13 protein-coding genes are annotated in these 13940 nt (G+C 39.0%); 10 read left to right on the top strand and 3 right to left on the bottom strand.

All coding sequences use genetic code 11. The annotated features are described in order from the left end of the window. Nucleotides 1-3: 3 nt before the first annotated feature. From ACN20O_RS03025 to ACN20O_RS03010, 4 genes are all read left to right on the top strand, one after another. Nucleotides 4-414, top strand: coding sequence for a copper chaperone PCu(A)C (locus ACN20O_RS03025; protein ID WP_491637089.1), 411 nt, complete (start codon nucleotides 4-6; stop codon nucleotides 412-414). A 94-nt stretch (nucleotides 415-508) separates the two neighbouring features. Next, a complete protein-coding gene (locus ACN20O_RS03020; protein ID WP_491637087.1) occupies nucleotides 509-937 on the top strand; it encodes a MerR family transcriptional regulator in 429 nt (142 codons plus the stop codon). Then, nucleotides 934-3198 (top strand): heavy metal translocating P-type ATPase, encoded by a 2265-nt coding sequence (locus ACN20O_RS03015; protein WP_491637085.1) that lies wholly within the window; start codon nucleotides 934-936, stop codon nucleotides 3196-3198. The genes ACN20O_RS03020 and ACN20O_RS03015 overlap by 4 nt, the downstream gene beginning before the upstream one ends. 68 nt (nucleotides 3199-3266) lie before the next feature. Continuing rightward, nucleotides 3267-5024, top strand: a complete 1758-nt coding sequence (locus ACN20O_RS03010; RefSeq protein ID WP_491637083.1) for an ABC transporter substrate-binding protein — start codon at nucleotides 3267-3269, stop codon at nucleotides 5022-5024. Here ACN20O_RS03010 and ACN20O_RS03005 read toward each other — a convergent pair. Next, the gene (locus ACN20O_RS03005) at nucleotides 4978-5889 is read right to left on the bottom strand and encodes an EamA family transporter (RefSeq protein WP_491637081.1); all 912 of its coding nucleotides are present in this window, start codon (nucleotides 5887-5889) and stop codon (nucleotides 4978-4980) included. The two genes, ACN20O_RS03010 and ACN20O_RS03005, sit on opposite strands and share 47 nt — an antisense overlap. 93 nt (nucleotides 5890-5982) lie before the next feature. Here ACN20O_RS03005 and chrA point away from each other — a divergent pair, with 93 nt between their 5' ends. Further along, on the top strand, nucleotides 5983-7155 hold the full coding sequence (gene chrA / locus ACN20O_RS03000; RefSeq protein ID WP_491637079.1) for a chromate efflux transporter: 1173 nt from the start codon (nucleotides 5983-5985) through the stop codon (nucleotides 7153-7155). A gap of 106 nt (nucleotides 7156-7261) precedes the next feature. Here the strand turns inward: chrA and ACN20O_RS02995 are convergent, their stop codons facing one another. Then, nucleotides 7262-7993: a hypothetical protein gene (locus tag ACN20O_RS02995; RefSeq protein ID WP_491637077.1), complete on the bottom strand. Its 732-nt coding sequence runs from the start codon at nucleotides 7991-7993 to the stop codon at nucleotides 7262-7264. A 178-nt stretch (nucleotides 7994-8171) separates the two neighbouring features. Here ACN20O_RS02995 and ACN20O_RS02990 point away from each other — a divergent pair, with 178 nt between their 5' ends. Together ACN20O_RS02990 and ACN20O_RS02985 are read left to right on the top strand one after the other, a co-directional pair. Beyond that, entirely contained in the window at nucleotides 8172-9044 is an 873-nt protein-coding gene (locus ACN20O_RS02990; RefSeq protein WP_491637075.1) for a hypothetical protein, read from the top strand. 34 nt (nucleotides 9045-9078) lie between these two features. Then, on the top strand, nucleotides 9079-10611 hold the full coding sequence (locus ACN20O_RS02985; RefSeq protein WP_491637073.1) for a phosphoenolpyruvate carboxykinase: 1533 nt from the start codon (nucleotides 9079-9081) through the stop codon (nucleotides 10609-10611). A 71-nt stretch (nucleotides 10612-10682) separates the two neighbouring features. Here ACN20O_RS02985 and ACN20O_RS02980 read toward each other — a convergent pair whose 3' ends face one another. Next, nucleotides 10683-11588: an IS481 family transposase gene (locus tag ACN20O_RS02980; RefSeq protein ID WP_491635347.1), complete on the bottom strand. Its 906-nt coding sequence runs from the start codon at nucleotides 11586-11588 to the stop codon at nucleotides 10683-10685. Nucleotides 11589-11663: 75 nt separating this feature from the next. On the opposite strand from ACN20O_RS02980, the gene ACN20O_RS02975 reads away from it, so the two are divergent. From ACN20O_RS02975 to ACN20O_RS02965, 3 genes are all read left to right on the top strand, one after another. Then, entirely contained in the window at nucleotides 11664-12863 is a 1200-nt protein-coding gene (locus ACN20O_RS02975; protein WP_491637071.1) for an MFS transporter, read from the top strand. Nucleotides 12864-13001: 138 nt separating this feature from the next. Continuing rightward, nucleotides 13002-13238 (top strand): AbrB/MazE/SpoVT family DNA-binding domain-containing protein, encoded by a 237-nt coding sequence (locus ACN20O_RS02970; protein WP_491637069.1) that lies wholly within the window; start codon nucleotides 13002-13004, stop codon nucleotides 13236-13238. Beyond that, on the top strand, nucleotides 13235-13627 hold the full coding sequence (locus ACN20O_RS02965) for a type II toxin-antitoxin system death-on-curing family toxin (protein WP_491637067.1): 393 nt from the start codon (nucleotides 13235-13237) through the stop codon (nucleotides 13625-13627). The genes ACN20O_RS02970 and ACN20O_RS02965 overlap by 4 nt, the downstream gene beginning before the upstream one ends. Nucleotides 13628-13940: the final 313 nt, after the last annotated feature.

The raw sequence follows: 13940 nt of genomic DNA, 5'->3' as shown, positions 1-13940 counted from the left end.
CTAATGAAAATATTAATTATTTTGTCTGCATTTTTTACCTTTGAAGCTTTTGCCGCCTCAAAGATTCAGATTAAAGATGCTCATATTAGACTGACACCTCCGGGGGCTGCCACAACAGCTGCTTTTGCAACAATTGTAAATCATACAGATAAGGATGTTGAACTTTTGAGCGTTGAAGGGGATTTCGCCCAAACATTTGAGCTTCACGATATGGATATGAGTGGAGGGGTGATGAAGATGAGGAAGGTTTCATCTATCCAGATTAAAAAATATGCAACTGTAGAATTAAAGTCAGGAGGTTTGCATATTATGATTTTTGACCTCAAGAAGCCTTTAAATAAAGACCAGAAGTATAATTTAAAATTTAACTTCTCCAATAAAGAGGCCTTTCAAATTCAAGTTCCTGCCAACTGAACTTGACCCCCGTGGTCAATTTCTTGTGTATTCACTCATTTAAAATTTATTTTCATGTTGAAACCGTACTTAGGTACGGGTGTACAATTAAGATATGAGAATATCTAAAACACAACATGAAGCTTTCTACACTATCGGTGAACTGGCCGAAAAAGTAGGAGTGAATGTCGAAACGATCCGTTTCTATGAAAGACAAAAAATCATCTATCAGCCTAAGAAAGACACTGGCCGAAGAAAATATTCTGCGGAATTCGTAGAGCATTTAAAGTTTATCAAACAAGCTCAAAAGGTTGGTTTTAGTTTAAGTGAGATCAAAGAGTTTATGAGTTTGAAGTTAAATCCCAACAAGAGCTGTATCAGCATCAAGAATAAAACATCAATGAAGATTGATGAAGTCACTGATAAAATTAAAAATCTGCAAAAAATGTTAAAACTTCTTAAGAAGTTTGAATCTAAATGCGATGGAAACGAAGGCACTGAAAAGTGCACCATTCTCGATGGATTAAAGGAAATGCAATTATGAGTTCAGATCACACACATTCACATAAAAACCATGATCACGGTCATGATAGCTGTTGCGCTCCGGCACCTAAGCCTGTTCATAAGCATGGTCATGATAGCTGCTGCTCAGCTGAGACACCTTTGGCCCCCCAGAAGGCCCTGGCCGCAAACAATGATGAGATTTTAACAAAATTCAAAGTCGCCAATATGGATTGCCCTGATGAAATTAAGGCAATCACTGAGTCGCTTAAGATGACAGGAGTCTTTAAGATTCAAGCGAACCTCATGTCTGGAACTGTCGAGATCTTACACTCGGCAGATATTCATAAAAGCCTTCTGCGCAAGAAGATTGATTCTACTGTTGTTAAAGTGCTTGATGATGAAAGCCCTTCAACCATGGAACAAAACCAAAAAAGAATCTGGACCGTCGCCATTTCAGGTGCTTTGTTATTAGCAGGACTTGTCCTGCAGTGGATGAATATTGTCAGTGTTTTTGAAAGTCTTTTGTTATTGGTTTCAATCGTTCTAAGCGGAAGTTTAGTTTTCCCTAAAGCACTCGCTTCGATCAAAAGAAAATACCTGGATATGAACGTCTTAATGACCATTGCTGCGATTGGTGCGATTGCTATTAAAGAATACTCTGAAGCCGCTGCGGTTGTTTTTCTTTTCGCTTTATCTGAATTGCTCGAGAGTTTAAGTGTTCAGCGCGCTCGTAGAGCGATTCAGGAATTGTTAAAAATTGCTCCGCAAAAAGCACTGCTTATTTTAGAGGATGGAGCAACGAAAGAAGTTGAAGCTTCTGAAGTTCAAATTTCCCAAATCATCAGAGTAAAACCGGGTGATGTCATTCCCGTAGATGGAGAAGTCATAAAAGGACATTCATCAGTTAACCAGGCCCCTTTAACGGGCGAGTCACTTCCGGTGGAGAAATCTCAGGGCGAAACAGTTTATACGGGGACGATTAACCAAGAGGGAAGCCTCGATGTAAAAGTGACCAAAGCTTTTAGTGATACCAAAATCTCTCAGGTTATTAAGATGGTCGAAGAGGCCCAGGAGCATAAAGCTGTAAGCCAGAAATTCGTCGATCGTTTTGCTGAAATTTATACACCGGCCGTTTTAGTGGTGGCGATTTTAACTTTCCTTATTCCACCGGCCTTCTTTGGTGGAAGCTGGCATGACTGGCTTTATAAATCACTGGTTCTTTTAGTTATTGCTTGCCCGTGTGCTTTAGTTATCTCTACTCCAGTTTCTATTGTTTCAGGTTTAACGGCCCTTGCTCGCAGAGGAGTGCTGGTTAAAGGTGGAGTTGTTTTAGAGTCTCTTGGGAAAATTAAGGCCCTTGCTGTGGATAAAACCGGGACATTGACAGAAGGAAAACTAAAAGTTGAGAAGGTCATTACCTTCAATTCATTTAGTGAAAAGCAGGCCTTAGAAATTGCCAGAGCGATGGAATCCCATTCAACTCACCCGATTGCTCAAGCGATCGTGACGTATGCGGATGAGAAAATCACAGAAAAGAAAATTGTCGATCGTTTTTCAACCATTACTGGCTTTGGAGTGGAAGGAATTATCGAAGGACATTCATACTTGCTTGGAAATCACCGTTTTGCTCACGATGTAGGAATTTGCACTCCAGATTTAGAAAATAAATTAAGAGAATTAGAAAACGAAGCCTATTCAATTGTGATCATCGGGCATAAACCTCATGACAATTGCAAAGGTGAAGTTCTATGCATCCTGGCGCTTAAAGATGTTATTCGTAAAGAAAGTAAAGATGCTATCCTTGAGCTTAAGGCTTCAGGAGTTGAAAGAGTGATTCTTTTAAGTGGAGATAACCAGAAAACGGTTTCTTCTTTAACAAAAGATCTCCCTTTAGATGAAGCTCATGGCGAGCTTCTCCCGGAAGATAAAGTTAAGCACATTGAGAGTTTAAAAACAAAATATCAGTCTGTTGCCATGATTGGTGATGGTGTTAACGATGCACCTGCGATGGCCAAAGCTTCTATTGGTATTGCTATGGGATTTGTGGGTTCTGATACGGCGATTGAGACCTCAGATGTGACGCTGATGACAGATGACTTAAAACAAGTTTCAACAGCGATTAAAGCAGGGCGAAGAACACTTTCGATCATTCAATTCAATATAGTCTTTGCATTGGTTACGAAGGCGATATTTTTAGTCCTGACATTCTTAGGGTATTCTAACCTTTGGCTTGCAGTGGCCGCTGACACGGGAGCGGCGCTATTAGTTATCTTGAATTCTTTGAGACTTTTAAGGATTTAACAGGTGACAGAGACTGACCTCTTGGTATTTACTATTTTAATAGTAAATTAGTTTACCAAAGAGAAGTCATGTCACTTAAAAAACTCATTACAATTATTGTTCTTTCATCTGTTGTTTTCGTTTCTTCTTGTAGCAAGAAGCCTAACCTTACAGAGAGGGTCTTAAACGTAACGGCCCCAAGTGACATCAAGGGATTTGACCCGATGATGGCCAGTGATGTGGGGTCAGCTGCACAAATTGCCAAAATTTATGAAGGTCTTCTGACTTATCATTGGTTAAAACTCCCTTACGAGCTTATTCCTAATCTCGCTGAAGAGATGCCGACTATTTCTAAAGACGGTATGACTTATACATTTAAGATTAAAAAAGGGATCTTCTTTCAAGACGATGCTTCTTTCCCTAACGGCAAAGGAAGAGAGCTTACGGCCATGGATTTCGTTTATTCGATAAAGCGCCATGCCGATGCCAAAAATCAGTCAACTGGTTGGTGGCTATTTGATGGGAAGATCCAAGGTCTCAATGAGTGGAGAGAGAAGTACGCTAAACTTCCAACGGTTAATTATGATGACGAAGTTGAAGGGATTAAAGCGCTGGATAAATACACCTTGCAGTTTAAACTGGCAAAAGTGTTCCCACAGTTTTTATATGCTCTAGCAATGCCTTTTTCTTATGTCGTAGCTAAAGAAGCTGTCGATAAATACGGGAAAGAGTTTATCAATCACCCGGTAGGAACAGGGCCTTATGTACTTCCTGTTTTTGATCAAGGAAAACGTTTAGTTTTTACTAAGAACCCAACTTTTAGAGAAAAGTTTTTTCCTACAGAAGCTTCCCCTGAGTTTAAGCACATGCTGGTGGATGCGGGAAAGAAACTTCCTTTTTTAGATAAGATTGTAGTCGACGTTATGGTTGAATCTCAACCTGCATGGTTAAAGTTTAATAAAGGGGAAGTGGATTACCTGAGCATTCCAAAAGATAACTTCAGTGCCACAATTGTTGATAACAAACTTTCTCCGAGCATGACAGAAAAAGGAATTTCATTGGCCATCACTCCGGCCCTTGATGTTTATTTTTATGGTTTTAATTTTGATTACAAAATTTTTCAAAACATCAACTTGAGAAAAGCGATGAGCCTTGCTTTTGATCAAGCGATGATGAATAAACTTTTTTATAACAATACTGGTGTTCCTGCCGAATCTTCAGCGCCTCCCGGAGTTGCGGGGAACATTCCTGGTTTTAAAAATCCATGGAAGGGACCAAACTTAGAGCTTGCTCGCCAAATGCTTGCACAGGCCGGATACCCGGATGGGAAAGGTCTTCCTGAAATTACTCTCGATACATTTAGTTCTACTTCTGCCCGCCAGAAAGCAGAGTTCTTCCAGAAGCAAATGGAGAAGATTGGAATCAAGATTAAAGTGGTGACTAACCTTAATCCAGAGTTGCAAGCTAAGATCAAAAAGAGATCTGTGATGATGATTGATTACGGATGGATTGGAGATTACCCGGATACAGAAAATTTCCTACAGATTTTCTACGGACCAAACTCTGCACCTGGGGCCAATAGCGCTAACTATAACAATCCGGTGTTTAATAAAATGTACGAGGTTGTGGCCAAGATGCAAGATTCACCTGCGAGGACAAAACTCTATGAAGAGGCCAATATGTTTCTTGCGGATGACGTCGTTGCGATTTTTACCGTCCATACTCAAAGCTATATGCTTCAGCAGAAGTGGGTTAGAAACTACCACGACAGTGATTTTATCTTCGATTTCCATCAATATATTAATGTTGATCTGAAAGAGAAGGCCGAGTGGATGAAGAAGTTTTAATAAACCTCAACCCCAACGCTCCTAAAATGGTTAAGGCCCCGACAATTTGTTGTGGGCTTAACACTTCCTTGAAAATGATGGCCCCCCACATTGTCGCCGAGATAGGCTCCAGCATCATGATGACTGAGAACTCAGTACTTTTAATTTTCTGTAAAGCGGCCAGCTCAAGGGTTAGTGGAAGAATGGTGCAAATAAACGCAATTCCGAGAATGGTGAAGAGTTGAAAGTGGGAAAGCGCATTCATACCAGTAACATTTGGATGATAAAAAACAAATAAGGCCAGGGCCCCGAAAGTAATCACGTATAAAGAAGATGCAAGCGGAGGTGTGCCGTTTTGATATTTTTCTGAAAGAAGAATGTAAGCAGCATAAATAATAGCTGAGGCCAATCCTGAAATCACTGCCCAGAATTCTTTGACTTCAATGTGGCCACCAAGAAGCAAAACCAATCCAACTGCGCCAATGATCAGGCAAACAACTTCCTTTTTCGTAATCTTATTTTTTGTAAAGAAGTGAGAGAAAAGGCTGACCCAAAATGGGTAAGTGTAAAGAATAAGCACGGCCGTGGTTAAGCTCAGTCCCTTAATCGCACTAAGGTAGGTAATAGACATCGCCGCATAACCAAAGATTCCAAGCAGGGCAAAGATACCAATCTGCTTTAAAGGAATTTTAATCCAGCGTCTCTTGAAGAGTAAAACAACAATCCAAAGCAGAACAGAGGCCATAAAAAAGCGATAGGCCATTAGTTCGCCGACTGAAAAGCCAGAACTAAATCCCCATTTCCCAAAGACGCCCAAAAGCCCAAAGGCCAGTGCGGTAAGAGAGGCTTGAATTCTACCAATTGCTTTTTGTTTATTTGCTTTCATCTGTTGTTATTATAGAATTGTTTTAAGAGAAATGGATTTATTTTTTCTAGGCCATTAGTAGATGATAAAAGAATTTTTAATGGAATTTGACAGATGACGTTGCTGGAAGTTTTTTTTACTTTCTTACGTTTGGGGCTTACATCCTTTGGCGGACCCATTGCTCATCTGAGTTATTTCCATGATGAGTTTGTAAAAAAGAAAAAATGGATTGAAGAGCATTCGTTTGCTGACCTGGTCGCCCTTTGCCAGTTTCTTCCAGGACCCGCAAGCAGCCAGGTGGGAATGGCCATTGGTTTAAATCAGTCTGGTTTCTTGGGGGCCTTAGTCGCATGGATTGGTTTCACTCTTCCATCGGCCATTTTACTTATCATGTTTGGGATGGGAATGACCCATTTCAATTTGCAATCTCATCAAAATGTACTCCATGGCCTGAAGATTGCTGCTGTATCAGTAGTGGCACAAGCGGTTTATGGAATGTGGAAAAAATTATGTCCAGATAAAGTACGTTCTTTGATAGCCATCACTTCATGCGCATGTCTTTTATTTTTTACTGCGCCTTTCGTCCCTCTCATTGTCTTAATCGTCGCCGGAGTATTTGGAGCTTTCTTTTTTCAATCAACATCACAACTGCCACATGTTCCAGTTAAAGAAAAATTAGGTCGCAAGCTAGGAGCTGGCTGTCTCATCATTTTTTTTAGTATTCTCCTTGTGTCGCCATTATTACGCTCTGTCTACCAGGCTCCATCTCTTATGTTATTCGATAGTTTTTTTAGGGCCGGCTCTCTCGTTTTTGGCGGAGGCCATGTGGTGTTGCCATTACTGCAGGCCGAAGTTGTCACTCCTGGTTGGGTTTCAAAAGATTTATTTATGGCAGGATATGGACTGGCGCAGGCAATTCCTGGACCACTTTTTGCTTTTACTGCTTACCTTGGGACAGTTTCTTCTCTTTCTTTTAATGGGTGGAGTGGAGGACTCTTTTGCTTATCCGCAGCCTTTCTCCCTTCTTTTTTACTCATTGCCGGAGTTTTACCTTTTTGGGAAAAACTCAGAACATATGATCGAATCAGGAAAGCGTTGTTAGGAATCAATGCTTCTGTCGTTGGTATCTTGCTTGCTGCTTTTTTTCATCCAGTGTGCTCGAGTGCTATTTTTAATCTGAAGGATTTTTTAGTGGCCTTGATTGGATTTATTCTTCTGGAAAAATGGAAAGCTCCTTCATGGGGCGTTGTTATGCTCTCTGCTCTCATCGGTCTTATTATCTTCTAATAATAACAGAGCAAAAAAATATCGAATGAAAGTGAGTTTTAAGGTCTTTAGGGAGCCCCACCTATAAAGTGGGGCCTTTGAAGCTCAATAGACAGGTTAAAGATTCTTATTCAAAAAGTGGCTTATTGTTAAAGAAGGTGTTCACTGATCTACCATCCATAACACGCACATGAAGAAGGACTTTATCTGCTTCAAGGTTTTGTGGAACTTCAAATTCATATGTAAAAGGAATCATCTTTTTAGGACAATGTGTTCTTACTTGTTTCATTGTTGGAAGAATCGAGTAAGTGTCAGTTCCATTGTCTTTTATGACAATTTCTTTTAATTCAAAGCAATCACTTGGGTTATAACCCTGCAGTAAGACTTTCCTGCTGTCATCATCCGCTCTCACAACTTTGTCGACATTTGCATAGACAATTTCTTCGCTAGCATTATTTCTACTTTCAATTATGTTTAAATTGCTAAATTTCTCCCACTGAGTGGATTCATTAACGGCCACCACATAAGGTCCTTTATCCAAAACACCAATGTTTACATACTCAACATATGGAATTTTGATATTTACACAAAAGGCCAGGCCATTATCTTTTCTAGTTGCTTTCATCGCTACTGCAATTTTACCATTTTTAACAGTCACAACTGACTTAGGTGCTTTGTAGCAAAGATTCGGTAAGTAGCCAGTGATTGCAATTTCGGCATTATCGTTAGTGTCAAAACCGGCCGGAGAGTAAACGTGCTCGACAGGGATGCTTGTTTCGAAAGTATTTGGCAAGGCAGTAAAACCAAGGGCAGGTACAAGAGCGAGTGCAGTCCATAGTGCGTTGTTGAATAATTTCATATAACCCTCCTTTAGGGTGTTGTTTGGTATAACAGAGTCTTTATATGTTAGTTGTGATGGTCTTAAGCTGATTTAGAATAGGTTTTTGAATGATTGTGTAGAGGTTATAAAATGAGTAAATTCATGGTAGGCGCAAATAACATCATGTTACTTATCCCTAAATATAAAGGAGTGCCTGATGAAAAAAAAGATATTTCTTGCCTTGATGCTGGCTCTACTCGTTTCTGAAAGTTCTCACTCTGCTCAATATAAAAGAGGTGCGGAATCTTGCTTTCCAATCTCAGAAATAAAATATGAAAAGGGACTTAAATCTTTGGGAAGTGGTCTTTCTGAAGAGGAATTCAATCATGTCATTGCGAGTGCTCTGACAGTAATGTCTCCGGAAGTATCGAAGCTCTTGAATAAAAAGCTTATAATTGAAAAAGAATGGAATAATGCAGCTGTAGATGCTTATGCCACAAGAGATGATTTGAACAATCCGGTGGTGGTTCTGAGCGGTGGTTTGGCAAGACATCCCCTTATGACTAAAGATGCATTTTTGCTTTTAATTTGTCATGAAATTGGGCACCACTTAGGTGGAGCACCCAAAATATTAAGAGGAAATTCTGGTCTAAGGGGTTGGTCGTCGGCCGAAGGGCAGGCCGATTATTATGCGACTTCAAAATGTCTTCCTCTTTTTTATAAAACGGGAATCGATGTTAAGGAATTCGATACAGATCAAGATGCAGGTGATTACAAAACAGCACTTTCAAAATGTAGAGATAATACTTGTGCTCGTATTGTGTTGGCCGGGCTAAGCGTGAGTCGATTTTTTGCTTCGTTGGTCTCAGGGACGAGAGAGCCTCAGCTTCAGTTAAGTGATAATACAAAAGTTCAAAAGACCATTTATAATCATCCTAATCCACAATGCAGACTGGATACTTATTTCTCAGGCGCTATTTGTGAATCAGGTAAGGATGTGCCATTTGATCTGAGCGATCCTAAAATTGGGGCCTGTACAACGGACTCAGGAGCCCGACCAGCGTGTTGGTTTTATGAAAAAGATTTTTAGTCCATATTACTATTTATGTTAAGGAGCATTTAGAATGGTTAAGCTTGATTTTACTCCGAAGAAGTTATTAAAAAACTCCCACAAGTCGTTACTTATAGAAAAGGCCTTAAAGAGAAATGAAGGACATCTTGGGCCAAACGGTGAATTTGTCATTACCACAGGCGATCACACGGGAAGAGCCGCCAATGATAAGTATGTCGTTCTAAATGAATTGTCAGAAAATAATATCTGGTGGGAAAATAATATAAAAAAAATGGATCAAGTGGTCTTTGAAGCACTAGAACGTGAAGTTTTGAGTGCCTTAAATAATGCAGAAGAAGTTTTTAGTACAGATCGCTCTATTGGTTCACTCTCACACTTTTCATTAGGTATTGAGTTTTTCTCAACAGAAGCATCCTCAGCTCTTTTTACGCTCTATATGTTCAAGCCTTTTGCTGGAAAAGGTAAGCACAACGATACTTACAAAATACTTCATGCACCCCATTTAAAGGTGGATCCCAAGAAATATAACCTGCGTTCAGAAACAGTGATCGTTACTTGCTTCAAGAAGAAAACAACGCTTATCATTGGTACTCAATATTCTGGAGAAATTAAAAAATCAATGTTCTCTACAATGAATTACTTGTTGCCTGATCACGATATTTTACCAATGCATTCAGGGGCCAATCAAAATGTGGCAGGAGAAAGTTCTGTCTTTTTTGGTCTCTCTGGAACAGGGAAGACAACGTTATCCACAGATGAGGGACTACTGCTTATTGGCGATGATGAGCACGGAATGTCTGATCGAGGGATTTTTAATTTCGAAGGAGGCTGTTACGCTAAAACATATAAACTTTCGCCTTCAACAGAACCTGAAATCTTTAATGCTTCCACTCAGTTTTCTTCTTATTTAGAGAACGTAAAGCTCTCTGACGATAGGGAGCAAATTGATTTTTTTGATGATTCAATTACTGAAAATGGACGCTCAAGTTATCCACTAAGCTTTATTAAAAATAGAGTGGTAGATGGTGTAGGTAAGCTCCCTAAAAATATCTTCTATCTTTCGGCCGATGCCTTTGGAGTATTGCCTCCCGTAAGCCTATTGACTTCCGAGCAGGTTATGGACTTTTTTCAGCTGGGCTACAGTGCAAAGCTTGCAGGAACAGAGGTTGGGGTAAAGGTGCCAGAAGCGACTTTTTCAGCGTGTTTTGGAGCTCCTTTTATGCTTCGAAGGCCAGAAGTTTATGCAAATTTATTAGGAAATATGATGGCCAAACACGATATCAAAGTATGGCTGATTAATACTGGATGGTACGGAGGAAGTTATGGAACAGGAACAAGATTTCCTCTGAAAACCACCAGAACAATCATTAGAGCAATTCAAGCAGGAGAGCTGGCAAATGCCCAATTTGTTAAAGACGAGTATTTTGACCTTAATATTCCTGTGACCGTTAATGGGGTGGAAACCTCTATCCTTTCTCCTGCCAATGCTTGGAGTGATAAGGAAGCGTATAAGACAACAGCTAAAAAGCTAGCTGAGAGTTTTAAAATGCAATTGCTAAAATTGAGAGGAGATTGCTCTCTATAGAATACAGAAAAAACCGTAAGTATACCGGAGAATGAAATGTTCCATTAACCACTTTGCCTGACGATCGTTGATCATTTTAATTTATTTCTTAAAATTTCGTAAGGGGTCTTACCACCATGTGATCCATGAGGTCTATGGTGGTTATAAAAATTTTCCCAAATCGCTAATTTTTTCCTCAAGTCTTGATCACCTTTATAATTGAGGAGCTGATAAAACTCTTGTTTGTCAGTGGAGTGAGACCTCTCAACTTTACCATTTAAGTGAGGTGAAGCTTTTTTAATGTACACATGTTCAATACCAATATCTTGGCAAAACCAATGAAATTGAGATTGAAATTCAGAACCATTATCAGTTCTAATTTGTTTTATTCGAAAGGGAAATTTTTCCGAAATATATTTTACAAACTTTATAGCATTTTGTTGTGTATGACGATCATACATTTGTAAGCCACGCACTCTGGTTGCATCATCAATAGCTGTATATTGATATCTTTTTATTTTTTTGCCTTTTTCTCGGAAGATACAGATCTTAACGTCAACCTGAACCTGATGGCCTGGAATTTCTTGGCTATAAAGCTTAAATTTAGGCCCAGGAGATCTTCTAGAAATATTTTTAGGTAATAGTCTTAGATTATTCCTAACGAGGATTTTACGAACTCCTGCTTGGGATAATTTGATTTCAAAATATCTTTCTAAATACCAAGAAATTCTTTGAGGCCCAAGATGATGCTCTTTCCTGATCTTGATAACCATGTCTTCAATGTGTTTTGGAGTTCTTAGTTTAGGATTCTGAGGACAAGGTTTAGAATTGATGAGAGCTACTTCACCATCGTTTTCAAGTTGCTTTTTCCAACGATAAAAAGTGTCTCTTGAAATACCATAATAACCACATAGACGAGTAATGTTGAAATCAAAACGTTGAAGATCGGTTAAGATTTTCTTCTTTCTTTTGATGTCCCGTAAAGCTTCCTTGTTCATTTCTAACCTCAATAAGTTGATACAATCGATCACTTATCGTCAGGCAAGGTAGAAACTTTCATAAATCAAGCAAGAATGATTTTAGGATTGAGAGGATTTGCGGCGATGCTTTTTAGCCTTGCCGCAAGTCCCGTCCTCCATTCATCTGGAATCAGCTTCAAGATGATCTCTTTGGGGTTTGGATTTCTCTATGTTGTTCTGGCCATTTTTGAGATTCCCACAGGGATATGGGCCGATCTTTTTGGAGCAAAAAAATCATCAATTTTTGGTGGACTGTTGCAGACATTTTCACTGACGTTATTTTTACTTGCTCTAAAATATCCTATCATGGTCATTGTGGCCTACACACTTTATGGACTTGGGACAAGTTTTATTTCTGGTGCTTTGTCAGCTCTTCTTTATTCTCATGCGAAAGAGACAGAGCTTTCAAATTTTAACTCCAATAAATATTTTTCTCTTGTCGAAAAAACATCAGTTGCAAGTTATGTAATTGCGAGTTTTGGTGTTGGATTTTTCACGAAGTATTTGGGGATTTATTCACTTCTTTTAGCTTCCCTTGTTTTTTTGATCTCGACCATTATTTTTGGTGTGCTTATTCCTGATGATAAAAGAGAGTCTCATCACAAACCTTTTGCGCAGTTTTTGGGAATAGCCAAAAGTGGGTACAGTGAGATCAAAGGTAATTTTGATTTAAAGCTTTTAATGCCTCTTCGTCTTTTAAATCACGTTGAAAGTATCTTAGGCGTTCTGTGGCTTCCTTGGATAAGTAAGCTTGGTGGAAGTGATCTTTGGTTTTCAGTTATGGCCACAGGTTCTTATTTCTCAAGATATCTCGTGAATCATTATTTTGCGAAAAAGGATAGGCCTAATTCTTATTACCCAAGAATATTAAATTCTATACTCGTGATGACTACAGGAACGATTATTTGTGCCTTTTCTAATTCGGTTTATCCGGCCCTGATTGGTGTTTGGCTTATGGCAGGAGCTAGAGGCGTATTTTTACCAGCGAATCAGGCGATTATGCATGAATCTTTCAGTGAATCGTCTCGCTCTACTGGAATATCCATGATGAACTTTATTTTTGATGTTTTTGTAGCCGTGGGATTTTTTTCAAGCAGTCTTTTTGTTGATCGCATTGGAGCAAATGTAGCTTGGTGGATAACAAGTGGAGCGTTTTTAATTTCGATTTTATTAATTGTGATTTCTAGGAGGATAAATATGAGAACAAAAACAGCGATGAAAAGAGAAGTTGGTGGAGAGGGGACTGGGGGCTAAGTAGTTAATTTTTTTACGGCTCTCAATGTCGTAAGCTATTAAAATAATTTAGATAGTCACATAGTTTTGCATTTGACGGCTTTATCTCTATTGTAATCACCATTATATTCCGATATAATATCCAGAGAGGTGATAGTTATGAAAAAGAACTTAACTGCTATCGGTTCTAGCCTAGGTTTCATCATTGATAAGCCTATTGCTGAACTTTACAACGTCGATAAAAACACAATCATTGAAGTGACACCTAAAGAGGATGGTTTGAACATTCGCTTTTTAAAAGAAAATGGTGATCGTGCTTCTGACGATGATGTGATGAATGCCGCTAAAGACATTAATAAGCGTTATGGCACGATGATGAAAAATTTAGCGAAATGAGTTTAAATCCAAAGTTTTTAACTTCTACACAAGTCATCAGCTTACACAAAGATCAGATAGATCAATTTGGTGGCTCACATGGTGTGAAGGATGTAGGTTTATTGCTTTCTGCTCTCGGACAGCCAGAATCTGGTTTTGGAGATGAATATTTTCATAAAGACCTTTACGAAATGGCCGCCGCGTATCTTTTTCACTTAGTTAAAAATCACGCATTCAACGATGGCAATAAAAGAATAGCGGCCTTAACGGCCGCTGTTTTTCTTCAAGTTAATGGACTCTATGTCACTGCTGATGAAGCAGAGTTTGAAAAACTCGTTTTAGATGCGGCACAAAGCTTTGTATCAAAAGACGAGATTGCAGAATTTTTTCGGAAGAATACGACTCCATAATTTTCATCACTAATCCCAACCAATTCGCCACAATTTTTCGTCAATTTTCTAGTCCTTATGATTAGCTCTACCTTAAGGGGCGAGGAAATAACTGCCCGATTCTTTAAAAACCTACAAGTTATTAAAATATTATTTAGATATCGACGATAGAATTGAGAGCGGTAAATCGAAATAGTCAGATTTAAGAATTAGGATTTTTTATGAAACAAGAAAAAAGAGGGAAGTTAGTGCGCAAAACTTGGCAAGAAGCTTGCGCTCACTCACTCACTCACCCCCTATAAGCTAATTGCTTTTTCTCTTTCATTTTTACTGA

The sequence above is a fragment of the Bacteriovorax sp. As-1 genome (genome assembly GCF_058446905.1).
Note: the sequence above shows the minus strand (reverse complement) of the source record. Positions and strands in the feature narration are given on the sequence as shown.

Excerpts from the sequence above, each read along its gene's own strand:
- ACN20O_RS03025 (WP_491637089.1), top strand. The coding sequence starts at position 4 with ATGAAAATATTAATTATTTTGTCTGCATTTTTTACCTTTGAAGCTTTT.
- ACN20O_RS03020 (WP_491637087.1), top strand. The coding sequence starts at position 509 with ATGAGAATATCTAAAACACAACATGAAGCTTTCTACACTATCGGTGAA.
- ACN20O_RS03015 (WP_491637085.1), top strand. The coding sequence starts at position 934 with ATGAGTTCAGATCACACACATTCACATAAAAACCATGATCACGGTCAT.
- ACN20O_RS03010 (WP_491637083.1), top strand. The coding sequence starts at position 3,267 with ATGTCACTTAAAAAACTCATTACAATTATTGTTCTTTCATCTGTTGTT.
- ACN20O_RS03005 (WP_491637081.1), bottom strand. The coding sequence starts at position 5,889 with ATGAAAGCAAATAAACAAAAAGCAATTGGTAGAATTCAAGCCTCTCTT.
- chrA (WP_491637079.1), top strand. The coding sequence starts at position 5,983 with ATGACGTTGCTGGAAGTTTTTTTTACTTTCTTACGTTTGGGGCTTACA.
- ACN20O_RS02995 (WP_491637077.1), bottom strand. The coding sequence starts at position 7,993 with ATGAAATTATTCAACAACGCACTATGGACTGCACTCGCTCTTGTACCT.
- ACN20O_RS02990 (WP_491637075.1), top strand. The coding sequence starts at position 8,172 with ATGAAAAAAAAGATATTTCTTGCCTTGATGCTGGCTCTACTCGTTTCT.
- ACN20O_RS02985 (WP_491637073.1), top strand. The coding sequence starts at position 9,079 with ATGGTTAAGCTTGATTTTACTCCGAAGAAGTTATTAAAAAACTCCCAC.
- ACN20O_RS02980 (WP_491635347.1), bottom strand. The coding sequence starts at position 11,588 with ATGAACAAGGAAGCTTTACGGGACATCAAAAGAAAGAAGAAAATCTTA.
- ACN20O_RS02975 (WP_491637071.1), top strand. The coding sequence starts at position 11,664 with ATGATTTTAGGATTGAGAGGATTTGCGGCGATGCTTTTTAGCCTTGCC.
- ACN20O_RS02970 (WP_491637069.1), top strand. The coding sequence starts at position 13,002 with ATGAAAAAGAACTTAACTGCTATCGGTTCTAGCCTAGGTTTCATCATT.
- ACN20O_RS02965 (WP_491637067.1), top strand. The coding sequence starts at position 13,235 with ATGAGTTTAAATCCAAAGTTTTTAACTTCTACACAAGTCATCAGCTTA.